At 40.3% G+C, this 16,153-nt stretch carries 13 protein-coding genes; all 13 read left to right on the top strand.

Features of this window, described 5'->3' with window-relative positions; translation table 11 throughout:
- Positions 1 to 191: 191 nt before the first annotated feature.
- The 13 genes from ACTB00_RS07480 to ACTB00_RS07420 all read left to right on the top strand — a co-directional run bounded on the left by ACTB00_RS07480 (position 192) and on the right by ACTB00_RS07420 (position 16,153).
- Entirely contained in the window at positions 192 to 1,205 is a 1,014-nt protein-coding gene (locus tag ACTB00_RS07480; protein WP_463299287.1) for a PDDEXK nuclease domain-containing protein, read from the top strand.
- 165 nt (positions 1,206 to 1,370) lie between these two features.
- Positions 1,371 to 1,955, top strand: coding sequence for a putative signal transducing protein (locus ACTB00_RS07475; RefSeq protein WP_463299286.1), 585 nt, complete (start codon positions 1,371 to 1,373; stop codon positions 1,953 to 1,955).
- Positions 1,956 to 1,961: 6 nt separating this feature from the next.
- Entirely contained in the window at positions 1,962 to 3,794 is a 1,833-nt protein-coding gene (locus ACTB00_RS07470; RefSeq protein WP_463299285.1) for a hypothetical protein, read from the top strand.
- Between the two features lie 23 nt (positions 3,795 to 3,817).
- A complete protein-coding gene (locus ACTB00_RS07465) occupies positions 3,818 to 4,498 on the top strand; it encodes an energy transducer TonB (protein ID WP_463299284.1) in 681 nt (226 codons plus the stop codon).
- A 214-nt stretch (positions 4,499 to 4,712) separates the two neighbouring features.
- Entirely contained in the window at positions 4,713 to 5,078 is a 366-nt protein-coding gene (locus tag ACTB00_RS07460) for an HIT family protein (RefSeq protein ID WP_463299283.1), read from the top strand.
- 299 nt (positions 5,079 to 5,377) lie between these two features.
- A complete protein-coding gene (locus tag ACTB00_RS07455; RefSeq protein ID WP_463299282.1) occupies positions 5,378 to 6,607 on the top strand; it encodes an LL-diaminopimelate aminotransferase in 1,230 nt (409 codons plus the stop codon).
- A 167-nt stretch (positions 6,608 to 6,774) separates the two neighbouring features.
- The gene (locus tag ACTB00_RS07450) at positions 6,775 to 7,524 is read left to right on the top strand and encodes a peptidase associated/transthyretin-like domain-containing protein (RefSeq protein ID WP_463299281.1); all 750 of its coding nucleotides are present in this window, start codon (positions 6,775 to 6,777) and stop codon (positions 7,522 to 7,524) included.
- 220 nt (positions 7,525 to 7,744) lie between these two features.
- A complete protein-coding gene (locus ACTB00_RS07445) occupies positions 7,745 to 8,563 on the top strand; it encodes a pseudouridine synthase (protein WP_463299280.1) in 819 nt (272 codons plus the stop codon).
- A 38-nt stretch (positions 8,564 to 8,601) separates the two neighbouring features.
- Complete coding sequence (locus tag ACTB00_RS07440) at positions 8,602 to 9,084, top strand: RNA polymerase sigma factor (RefSeq protein WP_463299279.1); 483 nt, start codon at positions 8,602 to 8,604, stop codon at positions 9,082 to 9,084.
- A gap of 10 nt (positions 9,085 to 9,094) precedes the next feature.
- Entirely contained in the window at positions 9,095 to 9,772 is a 678-nt protein-coding gene (locus ACTB00_RS07435) for a hypothetical protein (protein ID WP_463299278.1), read from the top strand.
- Positions 9,759 to 12,185, top strand: a complete 2,427-nt coding sequence (locus tag ACTB00_RS07430; protein WP_463299277.1) for a DUF5686 family protein — start codon at positions 9,759 to 9,761, stop codon at positions 12,183 to 12,185. The genes ACTB00_RS07435 and ACTB00_RS07430 overlap by 14 nt, the downstream gene beginning before the upstream one ends.
- 247 nt (positions 12,186 to 12,432) lie before the next feature.
- Positions 12,433 to 14,661 carry a tetratricopeptide repeat protein gene (locus ACTB00_RS07425; protein ID WP_463299276.1) on the top strand — a complete coding sequence of 743 codons (2,229 nt, stop codon included), beginning with the start codon at positions 12,433 to 12,435 and terminating at the stop codon, positions 14,659 to 14,661.
- Positions 14,662 to 14,848: 187 nt separating this feature from the next.
- Positions 14,849 to 16,153, top strand: a complete 1,305-nt coding sequence (locus tag ACTB00_RS07420; RefSeq protein WP_463299275.1) for an MATE family efflux transporter — start codon at positions 14,849 to 14,851, stop codon at positions 16,151 to 16,153.

Raw genomic sequence — 16,153 nt, 5'->3', positions numbered from 1 at the left:
CGTGAGCACGATTCGGTGCTTCAGAAGTGTTGGCGCACTGAACAGTTCCCGCAGTTCCGAACGGTTCAGGATCACCGGCAGGCGGGTGTCGCCTTTCAGTTCGAGCTTCGAAATCCCGGCCTCCGCATATTGCCACCGTTAACGCCAAGCTTGAAAATCAGGCTATACACAAAATAATTATCTTTACATCTATGAAAAAAGATATACAGAAAAATCAAAATAACCTGATTGACAACTTTAAAGAAATTATTTTCTCCGCAAGAAAATCAGTGGCAATTAATGTCAATAATGGGCTAATTACAGCGTATTGGAATATTGGGAAAATAATTGTCGAAAATGAAAAGGCAAATAACATTGACAATTCTTCGTCAAGACAAATAATTCTTGAATTATCAAAACAATTAACTGACGAGATTGGGAAGGGTTTTTCAAGGTCGAATCTTTTCAATATGAGAAAATTCTACATAGAATATCCCGATGTCCAGACACTGTCTGGACAATTAACTTGGTCTCATATATGTGAACTTTTGATTATCGAAGACGTTCAGAAAAGAGGATTTTACGAAAAAGAAATAATCAACTCATCATGGTCGGTTCGGGAATTAAAAAGACAAATTGATAGTTCTCTTTATGAACGGTTATTGCTCTCAAAAGGAGAGACAAACAAAAAGGAACTTCTGGAATTATCCCGGAAAGGACAACAAATATTAAAACCTCAAGACATTGTAAAAAATCCTTATGTCTTTGAGTTTCTTGGAGTACCTGAGCATAAACCAATTTTAGAAAAGGAATTAGAGAAAAAATTAATCCGGCATATAGAAGACTTTCTACTGGAACTGGGGCGAGGATTTATGTTTGTTGGTTCGCAGCAAAGAGTAACAATCAACAATACTCACTATTACGTAGATATGGTATTCTACAACAAAATTCTTCGGTGTTATATTCTGATTGAGTTAAAAACCACTAAGTTGCAAATTAATCATGCCGGACAATTAAACACGTATTTGAATTATTTCAAAACAGAGGTAAATGACAAAGACGATAATCCACCTATCGGTATAATTCTATGCGCTGAGAAAGACGAAATTGCAGCAGAATATATCCTCGGAGGGCTGGAAAATAATGTATTTGCTTCAAAGTTTACATATGTTTTACCAGACAAAGACGAACTTATTAGAGAATTGGAAAATGTAATAAAAAAATAAAAGCCAGGCGTTTAAAGTGCATATTGCAGGGCGGGGTTTGTTGGTACGCCAACTGCGGATTCTCGCATCGCCGTTCCGTGTCCTTCGGACAGGAACGCGCTGCGAAATCCGCTTGGCAACAGATACTAACCCTTTAACGGTAGTCTAAACAACCAATAAATACAGATGATTAAACTTGAAACGTTGTATCGATCGAATAGCCCGATTGACTGCCACATTTTAAAAGGTCGATTAGAATGTGATGGTATCGATTGTTTTATATTTGATGAAAATATAGTTTGGGTGCATCCTTTTAGGGCCGTTGCAATTGGAGGAGTAAAACTGAAAGTTCCATCGGACCAACTGGATCTTGCTAAAGAAATATTAAAACAAATAAATAAAGGCTACCTGTTTGATGAAAATGGGAAATACGAAATAGCCAACATTTTGCATTCAGAATATGAAAAGCAAATGGAGGTTTTAAGAATAAAATCTGAAATTGAATATTATCTGGACAAAGAAATTGTAGCTAATTATAAATCGAAAAGTTTATCCGATTTTGCTGAGATTTGCCCAAATTGCAATTCAACTAATACACGGAATGGATATGCAATAGATTATCAGTGGGATATGTTATATTTGATTTTATCCTTGTTCCTTTTTGTTCCATTTCCCTTGATTAGAAAGAAAATTCATTGTTTCGATTGCGGCTTCGATTTCAAAAAACAAAAGGCAGCCGCTAACAAAAGTAGCCGTTGCACAACGTCTTAAATTTTCATGAAAGTCAGCTTCGATATGAAATACAACTACTCCTATAAGCACCTGATCGTATTGCTTTGCTTGATTTTGGTGGTCTTTCGGTTTTTTATCGATCCGGTAAAGGTATTGACCTGGGATGTGTTTGGATACTACTTGTATCTTCCGGCAAAATTTATTTACTCCGATTTGGGTCTAAGCAATCAGGAGTGGCTCACGAATTTAGTCGAAACCTACAAACCCACGTCAACCCTTTATCAGTTGGTTAATGTGGGTAATGGGAATTGGGTCATTAAGTACACCATGGGATTGTCCATACTTTATTCCCCCTTTTTCTTTTTAGCTCATTTCATTGCCGAACCGTTGGGCTATCCGGCTGATGGCTTGTCCTTGCCCTATCAGTATTGCCTCACCTTTGGAGGACTAATTTATGCCATGATTGGCTTGGTTTATTTGGCAAAAGTGTTGCTTCATTTTTTCAACCAGTACACCACCAGCATCCTGTTGGTTATTATCTTTTTCGGGACGAATTACTTTCATTTAACCATTTGGGATGGTACCTTACTATCGCATAATTTTCTGTTTACCTTTTACGCCCTGTTAACTTTTTTCACCATAAGATGGTATGCCGATCATCAAATAAAACACGCTGTCATTATCGGGTTATCAGCCGGAATGATCACTTTAATCAGGCCATCGGAAGGAATCTGTGTGCTGATTCCTTTGCTGTGGTATGCCGGAAAGGAAAACTATTTCAAGCAGAAACTAAGCGAATTGAAAACGCATTATGCACAGATCCTGCTTGCCGGTTTTTGTTTTCTGCTTGTTCTTCTTCCGCAGGCTCTGTATTGGAAGGCCATTACCGGAGAGTATTTGTTTTACTCGTATACAAATCCGGGTGAGGGGCTTGACTTTTTAACACCGTATACCTTAAAGTTTTTGTTTAGTTTCCGAAAAGGATGGTTTATTTACACCCCCATTATTCTCTTTTCGTTCGTCGGGTTTTATCATTTGTATCAAAAAAGCAAGCCGGTATTTTACACCATTTTTATATTTATCATTCTGGATATTTACATTGCCTCAAGCTGGACAACCTGGTGGTATGCAGGAGGCAGTTTTAGCTCCCGATCAATGGTTCCCGCCTATGTATTGCTCGCCATCCCCATGGGATTTTTTATCGAAAAGGTAAAAGTAAACCCCACAAGAAAATTGGCTTTTAGTGTGGTGGCACTGCTATTTATTGTGCTGAACTTATTTCAATCGTGGCAATTTGAAAACAAGGTGCTTAGTAAAGAGCGAATGACCTGGGACTATTATTGGGCGATATTTGGTCAAACATCGGTTAGTGAAGAAGATAAGAAATTGCTGTTGGTCAATCGGTCGACAGAAACTTTTCAGGACTTTGAGAATCGGGACGATTATCGGCGTAAGTCGCTTTACAAGAATTCGTTTGACGAAATTCCTGCGGATTCATCACGCCACGAAAACGTATTTGTTCTTGACGATAAACATCGTTTCTCCCCCGGAATTGATATTCAATATCAGGATTTAACGGAGTCCGATCATGCCTGGATCAGCGGTTCGGTAAAGTTATTTATTCCGAGTGGGTACAGCGAAATACTTCCGGTATTGGTGGCTACTTTTCATCATCAGGGTAAGACTTACAAATATCAGGCTTTCGAGCTTAAAAACGAAGATGTCGTTTTGGGCGGCTGGAATGAAATTCAGTTCGACTACCTCACGCCTGAAGTTCGATCCCTGGAAGATAACTTGAAGGTTTATGTCTGGCACCGGGGCAAACAAAAAGTGTTGTTGGATGACTTTATGATTGATGTTTATGAGCCATTAAAATAGGAATACAATAAAATTAGTTGAATATGAAACATCGAGTAGATTTCTTAATTATTTTATTATCAGGTATTTTTGTTTGTTTTCAATCATTTGCACAACCTGTTGATCATCATGCCAGGTTTGAAGGGCACCTGAATCGCTTTATCTCCACCAAAATAAAGTACCCCATTGATTTGGCTCAACAAAATATTGATGGGTTGACCGTTATTTCTTTCAATATTTCGGACACCGGAGAGCTGGATTCGGTGATCGTTGATTCGTCTCCACATCAGAAACTAACAAATATGGCTCTGGCTGCCTTGGCCGAAACGGTTGGTAAATGGACACCGGCAATGTTGAATGATGAACCGCAAGCCGAACGCTATAAAATTGTGGTTAACTATTCGGTGCAAAGTAAGATGCCCCCTGTTAATCAGGCCAAAGTGCAATTTGAGAAAGCAAAGAATCGGTACGAAAAAGGGAAGTATGAGAAGTCGTTGAAAGCTCTTGATCGTGCCATTGATATGAATCCTTACTATGCAAGGTTTTACCAGTTCCGTTCGCAAGTGAATCAGGCTTTGGGTAATGGGAAAGAGGCGGAGCAGGATGTGTTGAAAGGAGAGCAAACGGAAAATAAGGTGTTGGCTGTTTGCGACGTGTTTATGGTTGGAGTGACCACAACCCGGGTTGTTTCAACCAAAGTTGTAGAAAAAAGAAGAATTCCTTAAAAGTGAATGTCGGCTACAGCTTAAGGGAAGGAGCTGCGAGATTAAATAAGGACTGTTGAGCGATAATGTTAAGAGAGCGGCTAGCAAGATGATTTTCTCGCCAGATTAAAAATGATTGAATTATCTTTGGGGATAAATTCAATAAAATTAGACTATGTCATCACCCGTGTCAGAATGTTTGTATTGTCAAAAAAACGATACCTTAAACAGCCTAATGATCAAAATCTGTGATTTAGAAGTTTCCGAATTATTTTTATTTAAAGAGCAATCCTATGCAGGTCGTTGCAATGTTGTTTATAACGACCACGCAGTCGAGTTTCACGAGTTAAGCGACGAGCAGCGCGATGCTTTTATGCGCGATGTAGCCAAAGTTGGAAAAGCGATTGCCAACGCTTTTAACCCAACCAAAATCAACTACGGAGCCTATGCCGACACCTTGTCTCATTTGCACATGCATATCGTTCCAAAATATGTAGGTGGATATGGATTTGGAGGTGTTTTTGAAATGAATCCACAAAAAACAACCCTGTCAGATGCTGAATATGCAGAGGTAATCGAGAAGATTAAAGCCGCATTATAGTACAAGATATGAATAGAATAATCCGCTTGCCTCAATTGATATTGAGCAATGCGGATTTTTTTTTAGTTGCCCCATTTTTGTCAATTTCCCGGATGATAATCAATTTCGGATTCCCCGAATGATTTCTTTTTTTTTACCTGATGCTTAGGGCCGTTTCAAATGATTTAAGCTCCTTGCAATCATTACCAAATCGTAAAATCGGGTAGGGCATTTAGGCATTAAGCAAGCAATTTCATACCTTTGTGCGCCTGAATTTTGAAGTATTCAAACAGAATAATCACTAAAAATAGAAAATTGATATGGCATTGATTAATGAGCATTATCTGAAATTGCAAGCGGGATATTTATTCCCCGAAATTGGACGACGCGTTAGCGAATTTGCGGCAGCCAACCCCGATAAAAAAATTATCAAAATGGGTATTGGCGATGTCACCCAACCGTTGGTTCCTACCGTGTTGAAAGCATTTCATGAGGGAGTTGACGAGCAGGGAACAGCAGCAACTTTTAAAGGTTACGGACCGGAACAAGGCTACGAATTTCTGCGTAAGGCAATTGCTGAAAATGCCTATCAAGCCAATGGCGTTGATATTCCGGCTGATGATATTATTGTTTCTGACGGTTCGAAGTGTGACACCGGAAACATTCAGGAAATTTTTGGAGCAAGCAGTAAAATTGCCATCTGCGACCCTGTTTATCCGGTTTATTCTGATACTACGGTAATGTCGGGTAAAACTGGTGAGTGCAAGTCGAATGGCTACTATGATGGTATTATTTACATGCCTTGTACCGATGAAAATAACTTCACCCCGGATCTTCCAACCGAGCGCCCTGACCTGATTTTCTTGTGTTACCCCAATAACCCAACGGGAACGGTTGCCAGCAAAGAAGAATTGAAAAAATGGGTAGGCTATGCCCGCGAAAATAAAAGCATCATACTATATGATGCAGCTTACGAAGCATTTATTACTGAAGATGGCATTCCTCGTTCGATCTACGAAATTGATGGAGCCAAAGAGGTAGCAATTGAGTTCCGTAGTTTTTCGAAAACAGCTGGCTTTACAGGTGTGCGTTGTGCGTATACTGTAATTCCTGAAGAGTTGAAAGCTTTCGACAGCAAAGGCAATGCCCACTCGGTGAAAAAATTGTGGTTGCGTCGTCATTCAACTAAATTCAACGGTGTTTCTTATCCGGTACAAAAGGCAGCTGCAGCTGTGTATACGCCTGAAGGCCAAAAGGAAGTGAACGAAGTGATTGCTTACTACCTGGAAAATGCCCGCATTATGCGCGAAAGCCTTGAAGCGATTGGTTACACCGTTTATGGTGGGGTAAATGCTCCATACGTTTGGGTGAAAACAAAAGGCGGCATGACTTCCTGGGAATTTTTCGACAAAGTGTTGAGCGAAGCAAACGTGGTGGGAACTCCCGGTTCTGGTTTTGGTCCTGCCGGTGAAGGTTACTTCCGCTTTTCAGCCTTTGCTGACCGCGAAAGTACGATTGAGGCGATGACTCGCATCAAGAATTTGAGCTAATCAAATTGTCACAGATATGATTCAAAGGGAGCCAATAGGTTCCCTTTTTTTGTGTTGCTGTATCTGCTGACTTGCTAATTCCCAAAAAAAATAAAGAATGTTAAAAGCTTTTAAGCTTTGTTTAATTAGGTGTTGAATCACTTGTAAAATGCTACTTTTGTTAAATCATGAACAAGCTAATTGCTATACTGATTCTATTGTTTTTCGCAAACGCTATGCAGCTGGCTGCACAGGACTGGGCGGACATCGATCCCATTCTCATTCACTTAAATGGCCAAATTCTGAACAAAGAAGATGGTTTGCCGGTGCCTTATGTTCATGTGGTTAACATGCGAACTCATGGTGGCACAACAACGGATGCACACGGACATTTTTCCATGGAAATGCTGAATGTGGATAGTCTTGGAATTACGGCCATGGGCTTTATGAAAGAATATATACACATTCCGCCGAAACAAACCCCCGACAGTTTGTATACCATTTGGCTTAAGCCAATTCGCTTTGCCATTAGCGAGGTTGAAGTAAAAGGAAAGTCGAACTCCGTGGATTTAGGGGTTTCAACGGGTAAACCGGTTGATATTGATCCTGAATTGCGGGGAGATGCGTTTAATTCAAAACCACCTTGGTATGCCGCTATTTTTTCTCCGGCCTCGTTTATCCAATATCATGTTAGTCGCAGCGAAAAGGAGAAGCGAGAAGTTCGAAAAGCAATTATTACAGAAAAGCGATGGGAGTACTTATCGCAATACTACAATAAAGAGTTAGTTATGAATCTGACGGGTTTGGAGGAAGCGGAAGCAGATTCTTTTATGATTTACTTTAACTCAAAAGGAATGCTCAATCAGGTTGATAATGATTACGAGGTTCGTGAAGCCATTTTGGAGCAGTACGAATTGTATAAGCAGGAAGAGGAATAGCAGGGAAGTTTTAAGTTTCAGGTTTTTGGGTTTTTTGTTCTCACGTGCTCACCAAGTTTGTGCGTTCGCTCCCCTGTAGCCGATATTGTTTCAAATTGGCGATCAGTGCCAAAATGATTTTAAGTTACAGAGCTCCTGCATTTCAACTTCCATCTTCCCTCATGGTTAATGTGCCAATCTGAATTCTTTTTCCGACCTTTGCAGCGATTGAAATTAAGTTATGACAAAAAATTCAAAACCTGAAGGACGGAATTATTCCTGGGGAAACGATTCTGACGATCAGTCATCATCTCCTCAAAATAAAAAAGTGAGTATTGTTAAAAAGTCTGATCGGGAGATTCGGCTCAATAAGTTTATCGCCAATGCCGGTGTTTGCTCGCGTCGCGATGCCGATCAGCTCATCGAAAAAGGTGAGATTACGGTTAATGGCGAAGTCGTGACTAGTCTTGGCCACAAAGTAACAACCAAAGATGAGGTCGTTTATAAAGGGAAGGTACTCAGCGGAGAGAAAAATGTGTATGTGTTATTGAATAAGCCCAAAGGATTCGTAACCACCATGGATGATCCGCATGCCGAGAAAAAAGTGATTTCGTTAGTCAAAAATGCCTGCGAGGAGCGTATTTATCCGGTTGGCCGATTAGACAAGGATACCACCGGACTGTTGCTATTTACGAATGATGGCGAACTGACGACTAAATTGACTCACCCGAGTTACGAAAAGAAAAAAATATACCACGTATTTTTAGATAAAGAATTTACACAAGATCATCTGGAGCAGATAAAAAAAGGCATTGAGCTGGAAGATGGTTTTATTGCTGCCGATGCGATTAGTTTTGTAGAAGATGGCGATAAACAAGAAGTAGGCATCGAAATCCATTCGGGGAAAAACCGAATTGTACGCCGCATATTTGCTCACTTGGGATATCGGGTCGTTAAACTCGACCGGGTTGTTTTTGCCGGGCTAACCAAGAAAAACTTACCCCGGGGAACATGGCGCTTTCTTTCTGATAAAGAAGTTGGATTTTTAAAAATGAGCTAGTGTAATTTATCCGATAATTCCAGACTAATAACTTCGCTTTGGAAAAGGAATTTGTTCAGATTATATCGCAGAATCAGGGAATTATACACAAGGTATGTTCCATTTATTGTGATTCGGAAGAAGATCGCCGCGATCTGTTTCAGGAGATACTGGCGCAGTTGTGGAAATCATTTCCATCATTTCGGAGCGAAGCCAAGTTTACGACCTGGATGTACCGTGTTGCATTAAATACAGCGATTACCAGTTTCAAAAAGAACAAACGTCAACCTGATAAAACAGGCATTGAGGTGGCGAACTTTCAATTGGCTGTTGAGGAATATGACCACGAAACCGAAGAACAGATCAAGCTACTACATCAAGCAATCACCAATTTAAGTGGGATTGAAAAGTCTATCGTCTTGTTATATCTCGAAAACAAGAAATATGAAGAAATTGCTGAGATTACGGGGATTACTCAAAATTATGTGCGTGTGAAGATGAACCGGATCAAGAAGAAACTGAAAAAGTACATGAATCATTGAAGCTAGAGGAATGGAACTGAAAGATTTAAAATCGGCCTGGGATAAGTTTTCGTCCAATGATGCAAGTAAGCATCAGTTGGGAGAAGAAGCCATTTACGAAATGCTTAAAAAACGCACGCGAAACTTCATAGAGCGAATTGACCGGAACATTCGTATTGGAGTCGTCTTCTTGATTTTGTTGGCCTTGTTTTTTGCTTTCGATGATGTTTTGCTCTCGTCTGATATGAGCTACCAAGCCACTCCGATCTGGATTCAGCTAATGGAAGGCGCAGGTATTTTATTTATCGTGGGGTCTTTCGTTTATTTTTTGATCAGCTACCGATTGGCTACCAAAGATTATTCGCATAGCAACGACCTTTCCAGGGTTTTGACATCAATCATCCGCATTCTTAACGTATATCGCAAGCTGTTTTATATGGCACTTGGTATTTTATTGTTGATTCTCAGTATCAGTTTTATCTCGGGAATGTTTATGGGTGTTGAACTGAAAGCTATCGAGTTGGGCGCCAATGTGGATGCGTTGAGTACTGCGCCACCCATGATTAGAATGATTGTCATTGGTATAGTCGTTTTGTTGCTTGTCATTAGTGGTTTGTTTTTCTTATTTCGATGGGGTTTTCGAAAACTCTATGGAAATTATATCTTTAAGCTGAAAGCAACTCTGATGGAATTGGATGAAATTGAATAAGACGATCTCTTTCAACATACTATTTTTCCTTATCGGATGTGCAGCTCCTTTTCAATTAGCTGCGCAGCCCCGAACCGTGCGGGTTGTCGATGCCAACACCTCGCAGCCATTGCCTTTTGTGAAAGCCTTAAGTGATTCGGTTCGGGTTGAGACAACAAGTAATATTGATGGTTACTTAAACCTGTATGGCATGACCAACGACACAATCTTGTTGTATCATGCCGGCTACCGGATGCAACAGCAGGTTCTGGCCGAGCTAAAGGATGGTGAACTAGTTCGCTTGCAGAAGGGTTTTTCCGGCTTTAACGATCTCCGCAATACGACTAAGCAAGAAGGTGCAAAAAGGGTCATTGAAAAAGCGCTGGACAATCGTGGCGTTCATCAACTTAAGAACATCAATTCCTATAAATATCAACGATACAACAAACTTACCGTTCGGTTAACTGACGATAGCCGAGCTAAACTCTACGATTCTGCAGATCATCAAGTCGGGGCACTTCATGCGAAGTTGAAAAAATTGGCAGATCGGCAAGATTTGTATTTGCAGGAAGGAGTGCGGACAAAGATTTATCAGAAACCTGATCAATCCAAAGAGATCGTGATCGCTGATCGCACTTCCGGGCTGAAAGATTCTGCCTTGATCAGGTTGACGAAACAGCTCGAATCATTTTCATTTTATCAGGATACAATTCCTTTTTTAAACGAAAAATACAGGAGTCCCATCTCGGATTCGGGTATTCAGAATTATTTGTTTTCGACCGATAAAAAGTTGTTAAATGCTCGCGGAGATAGTCTCTTTGTTATTTCATTCAAACCATCGGAGGATAATTTTACCAGTGCTTTTGAAGGTGTTTTAACCATCAATTCGGATGGATATGCCATTGAGTCGTTGCAAATAAATGCAGCTCATTCAACTCAAGACAAACTTGATTTTTCACTCCATCAACTTTATAATCAGTTACCGTCTGGGCAATGGTTTCCAAAATCGATGAGTTCCAAAATCGGAATTGAAAGATTAAAGCTTCAGGAATTTCCAACAGAATCTCTTGATGTTCAGATTTCAGGGAAAAGTTTTATAACCGGCAGTCAACTAAATATTCCGTTTGGTGATTCTTTTTTTGAACGACAGGATTCCAAGGCTTCGGTGGGAAATGAGGAGCAGCCGCAGACTAGCCCTGGGCCGGTATCTGTTGGCGAGCCAATCGATACTTCTGCGGTGCGATCTGTTGATATCTTGGGACTACAGATAGATAAAAGTGATCAGTTAAAACTGGTGCAGTCATTTTCAAGCTGGCGATATCCGGTTGGTAAAATCGATGTTTTGCTTGATCGCCTCGTCAACTACAACCGCTTCGAAGGTTTTCAGTTGGGATTAGGTTTGCAAACGAATCAGGATTTCAGCAGGTTCTTGTCACTGAAAGGCTATTATCGTTATGGGTTTCTCGATGATGAAAGTAAGTTTGGTGGAGATCTGTTTTTCCGGTTCGACTCGGCGAGTGACAGTCGCTTTTTCGTGCATTACGAAAATGATATTAAAGAAGATGGAAGCATTGATTTTTTAGACCAGCCAAAACCTTTCATCTCTCATCAATTAGATGTTTGGTATCGGACTCATTTTACTTATCACGAAATTTATCAGGCCGGCTTTGTTGGTCGTATTCTACCTTCCTTTATTACCAAGATTTATTGGAAGAACTACCAGCTCAATAATCCGACATTTTTGGATGAATCCATAACCGATCCGTTGGTTAACTATCATCTGGTAGGCGTTCAATTTCGTTTAACATTTAAAGAAAAACTGTTTCGGCAGCTAGGTGAGATATTTTCCAGGGGAGGACGGTTTCCGGTAATTCACTTCAATTTCGAACGAGCATTGGATCAACATTCAGACAGACCCTATCAAGCTGTTGAATTTAAACTGAGCGATTCTTATATGGTTGGTAAACTGGGTGAGAGTGAATTTACTTTGCTCGGTTCGCTGCGGGAGTCGGGTGGTGTGCTGAATTTACTGGCGAGTCCGCCTTTTTCTCGCTCACAACTATTTTCAAATTACAACGAGAACTCATTTGCGACTATGCGGGTGAATGAGTTTGTTACCGATCAGTTGGTGGCACTTTTCTGGAGGCATAATTTTGGACCTGCATTATTTCGCGATAAACAAAACCATCCTGATATTTTCATGGTTTTCAATGCAGGAGTCGGCCAATCGGAATACGATGATCAAGTGAACTTTTCTTCGCGCTATTCATCAATTCCAAAAGGGTATTATGAAGTGGGCTTGCTGGGCACGAAATTGGTTCGGGTGGGGTTGCTAAAGTTGGGCGCCGGAGCTTTTTACCGACTCGGTCCTTACCAGCTAGATTCTTTCAAGGATAACTTGTCGTTAAAGTTCAAAATTAATTTAGCAATCTAGTCGACTTTTTTTCTCGTCGTAAAGAAACGATGTCCTTAAATTTCATCCGTTTGCAAATTATACTTTTCAATTGCGGCGTATGTAGCTTGCTTATAATACCCATTTGTGTACGAGCTTTTACATGCTCGTTTCTCTTGACAATTTTTCCAGATGAGTTCTTTGGCTGCACATCTGGCAGTCATATTTGCGTTGGAGTGCTTTTTGATGGTACTGGTTTTTCGTATCTTTTAAAAAAATGATAACAGCAATGACAAATAAAGAATTACATAAACGATATATAGAAATATGCCACAACCTGACAGAGCGTAAGTTGAAGCCTGCATTCGATTTATTAAAGGAGCTTATCAGCGAAAATGGCTTGGGGGTTTTTTACGATGAATGGCGCGAATTGGATCAAACCTATCATTATATGCTTCAGTATACGGTTGAAGGTATTCAGGATCCGGAGCGACAAAAGGTGTATCGCAAACTAATTGAGTCTGCTTTTGAGCTGGCTGATCAGGTAAATGAAGCCATTCGGTTGAAATACGCGTCGTCCGTTGAATATGAAAAGCGAAGATCTTTCAAGGATCAGTTTATTACCGATTTTGATTCATTTTTCATGAAGTTCGAGGCGCATTATTTAGGTGATGAACTGCAAGCAATGACCGCAGGAAAGGCAACAACCGACCGGGATAAACAAGCTGAAACAGAGAAGCATCATCAGCAAATGTTGCGTTTGTTTTATCATTTTTGGTTTCGCGATCAACTGAGTGTTGATGAAGTTCAGTTTTTCAAACGGGTTTTAACCAGCCCATCGATTGAAATCTCTTACAAATCGCTTTTAGTGACCGCTTTAACCTTGAGTTTGCAGCGTTATTTTGATTCAGAGAAATTCCTTTTATTATTTGATGCTTATGAGGCAAAAGACATCGTTGTGAGTCAGCGTGCGGTGGTCGGTTTACTGATAGCTCTTTATCAATACGACGCACGAATGCGATTCTACTCTGAACTGACAGGACGATTGAAAATTCTGAATGAAGACGCTGAGTTCAAGCGAAACCTTGAGCGGGTTATTGTGCAGTTAATTCGTAGCAAGGAAACCGAGAAGCTACAGCAACGAATTCAGAATGAGTTACTTCCTGAGATGATTAAGATTAGTCCGAACCTGAAAGACAAAATCAATCTGGACAGCCTGATGGAAGAAGGACTTTCGGATGATAAAAATCCGGAGTGGCAGGATATTTTCAAAGATTCACCCGGGCTGATGGATAAAATGGAAGAGTTTTCGGAATTACAAATGGAGGGAGCCGATGTTTTTATGGGATCGTTTTCGATGCTGAAATCGTTTCCGTTTTTTAATGAAATAGCCAACTGGTTCATCCCGTTTTTTGCTGATAATCCTAGCCTGAATGAGAAGTTGGATCTTTCGGATGAAATAACCCGAGGCTTTGTTGAAACGATAAGCAGCGCGCCTATCCTCTGTAATTCTGACAAATATTCGTTTTGCCTGAGCATGCAAAATATCCCGAAGGAAAGTCGGGAATTTATGTTGCAGGGGATTCAAGCGGAGATGAACCAATCTCAGGAGATTGAACAAGATGAAGCACTCACCGATCCGGGCAAAAAAGCCGGGTTTATCTCCAATCAATATATTCAGGATTTGTATCGGTTTTATAAGCTGCATCCCCGAAAAAAGGACTTTGATGATGTGTTTAGTTGGCGGTTTGATTTTCATAACAAAACGGCATTGGGAGATATTCTGAAAGAAGATAAAACGATACTCCGAAATATTGGGGAATACTATTTTTCGAAGAATCATTTTGAGGAGGTGATCGATATTTTTGAATACTTACTGGATGAAGGGAAAGATGCTGAATTGTATCAAAAAATTGCCTTTAGCTATCAAAAACTGGGCGATTATAATAAAGCACTGGATGCATACCAAAAGGCAGAGCTGTTTGATTTAAACCGTTTGTGGAACCTAAAAAAAATCGCACTGTGTTTCCGAAATCTTAAGCAGCCTATAAAAGCCCTGGAGTATTATCATGAGGTTGAAAAGATGAACCCTGACGATTTGAATAACCACCTCAATATTGGTCATTGTTTACTTGAGTTGGATCGGTTTGATGAAGCGCTAAAGTATTATTTCAAGGTAGAATATTTAAAACCGGGCAATAAAAAAGTGTGGCGTCCCATTGCATGGTGTTCATTCCTGACCGGCAAAAAGGAACAATCAGAAAAATATTTTCAGAAGTTGATGGATGATGAGCCTAACAAGCACGATCTGATGAACATGGGACATGTGCAATGGAGCTTGGGAAACCGGAAATCAGCATTGGAATATTACAAACAGTCGATCTCCAATGCAGGGTTCTCCGAAAGTGAATTTATGGAGGTTTTTTACGAAGATTTGCCGCAGTTGATCAAGCAGGGAATTGATCAGGATGATGTTCCAATCATGCTCGATCAATTACGGTACTTTATGGAAAAATAGGAAACGTGTGTATCGGGAAGTGAAATATGACGAGTGCCTTACTTTGCAGGATAAAGAAATTCGCGGGGTGTCGGCCATTTCAAATACCACTGTGGCCATTAAAGCTCATATCATGCCATACAAGGTGTAAGTTTTGAGTGGATTGATTTTGATTTGTCCTTTGCGTATTTAGTTTTAGATTTGATCAATGAAATTTAGGCTGACCAATATTTCGTCTTTGCAGATTTTCCACCTGTTGCGGTTTGGTACTTTTATTTTGATTGGTGTTGTCTTTACCAAAACCAGTTTGACCACGGAGTCGATTGGAGAATACGAGCAATTTTTGTTTCTGGCAGGAGCGGTTAGTTTCTTTTGGCTGAATGGTCTGATTCGTGGTTTACTACCTATTTCAAAGGATGAAAGAGCTGGATCACAATCTCCGGTTTTCAATGCGTTCTTGCTGATCAGCTTTTTTACAGTTTTAGTTATAGGAGCTTTGCTTGCAGTTAGTCAGCCTGTTGTCGGCAAAAGTATTGGTATTGACTCATTCCCTTATCTCTACCTGTTGTTGGCTTATCTTTTTTTTAGTGTCCCTGCCAATTTGGTTGAGTACTTTTTCTTGCTGCGAAATCAAACCCGTGCTATCGTATTCTATGGCGGTATCAGTTTTTCGGTGTTGCTGCTTTTAGTCAGCCTGCCAACTGTTCTCGGAATGCCCATTCAATTCTCATTGTATGGATTAGTGTTGGCGGCTTTTATGCGCTATGCTTATTTGCTGCTTCTGATTGTGCGTGCTCAGGAGAATCATTTCTCATGGACATTTATGAAGGAGCATCTGACGCTTTCGTCACCTCTTATTTTTTCTGCTTTGTTGGGAGGCTCAGCTCAATATGTCGACGGATTTATCATTACCTCAAAGTTTGATGAGGCGGCTTTTGCGGTGTTCCGATATGGTGCGCGCGAGTTACCTTTCGTGCTGTTATTGGCCAACGCGTTTAGTAATGCTTTGTTGCCGGAATTGTCGAATAAGGATTTGCTGATCGAAACGCTTACAAAAATTAAAAGAGAGTCTACTCGCCTGGCGAATTACCTTTTTCCACTTTCTGCGGCCTTATTGGTGGCGAGTCACGAGCTGTTCCCCATTGTTTTTAATTCCCATTTTGCTGAGAGTGCTACGGTGTTTAATATTTACTTGCTGCTAATTGTTAGTCGGTTGGTTTTTCCTCAAACACTTCTGATTGGTCTAAAGCAAACAAAATCGATCGCCTGGGCATCGTTTTGGGAGTTCTTGCTTAATGTCTCGCTTAGCCTTTGGTTTGTTCAGTTCTGGGGAATTGCCGGAGTTGCCTATGCAACAGTGGTCGCTTACTTGTTCGAAAAGCTGTATTTGATTGTTATCGTTCAAAATAAATTAAATATTTCAATTACAAAATACCAGAATATTTCCAGGCACCTTATCTATTCCTTACTTTTGCTAATTCTATTTTACGTGGTTGAATTTGTAATTTATTGA

This window comes from Sunxiuqinia sp., from assembly GCF_055140945.1.
The sequence above is the reverse complement of the archived record's forward strand: the minus strand, read 5'-3'. Positions and strand labels throughout refer to the sequence as shown.

Coding starts and splice junctions, on each gene's coding strand:
- ACTB00_RS07470 (WP_463299285.1), top strand. CDS start 1,962: ATGAAAGTCAGCTTCGATATGAAATACAACTACTCCTATAAGCACCTG.
- ACTB00_RS07480 (WP_463299287.1), top strand. CDS start 192: ATGAAAAAAGATATACAGAAAAATCAAAATAACCTGATTGACAACTTT.
- ACTB00_RS07430 (WP_463299277.1), top strand. CDS start 9,759: ATGAAATTGAATAAGACGATCTCTTTCAACATACTATTTTTCCTTATC.
- ACTB00_RS07455 (WP_463299282.1), top strand. CDS start 5,378: ATGGCATTGATTAATGAGCATTATCTGAAATTGCAAGCGGGATATTTA.
- ACTB00_RS07465 (WP_463299284.1), top strand. CDS start 3,818: ATGAAACATCGAGTAGATTTCTTAATTATTTTATTATCAGGTATTTTT.
- ACTB00_RS07445 (WP_463299280.1), top strand. CDS start 7,745: ATGACAAAAAATTCAAAACCTGAAGGACGGAATTATTCCTGGGGAAAC.
- ACTB00_RS07475 (WP_463299286.1), top strand. CDS start 1,371: ATGATTAAACTTGAAACGTTGTATCGATCGAATAGCCCGATTGACTGC.
- ACTB00_RS07425 (WP_463299276.1), top strand. CDS start 12,433: ATGACAAATAAAGAATTACATAAACGATATATAGAAATATGCCACAAC.
- ACTB00_RS07450 (WP_463299281.1), top strand. CDS start 6,775: ATGAACAAGCTAATTGCTATACTGATTCTATTGTTTTTCGCAAACGCT.
- ACTB00_RS07460 (WP_463299283.1), top strand. CDS start 4,713: ATGATCAAAATCTGTGATTTAGAAGTTTCCGAATTATTTTTATTTAAA.
- ACTB00_RS07420 (WP_463299275.1), top strand. CDS start 14,849: ATGAAATTTAGGCTGACCAATATTTCGTCTTTGCAGATTTTCCACCTG.
- ACTB00_RS07435 (WP_463299278.1), top strand. CDS start 9,095: ATGGAACTGAAAGATTTAAAATCGGCCTGGGATAAGTTTTCGTCCAAT.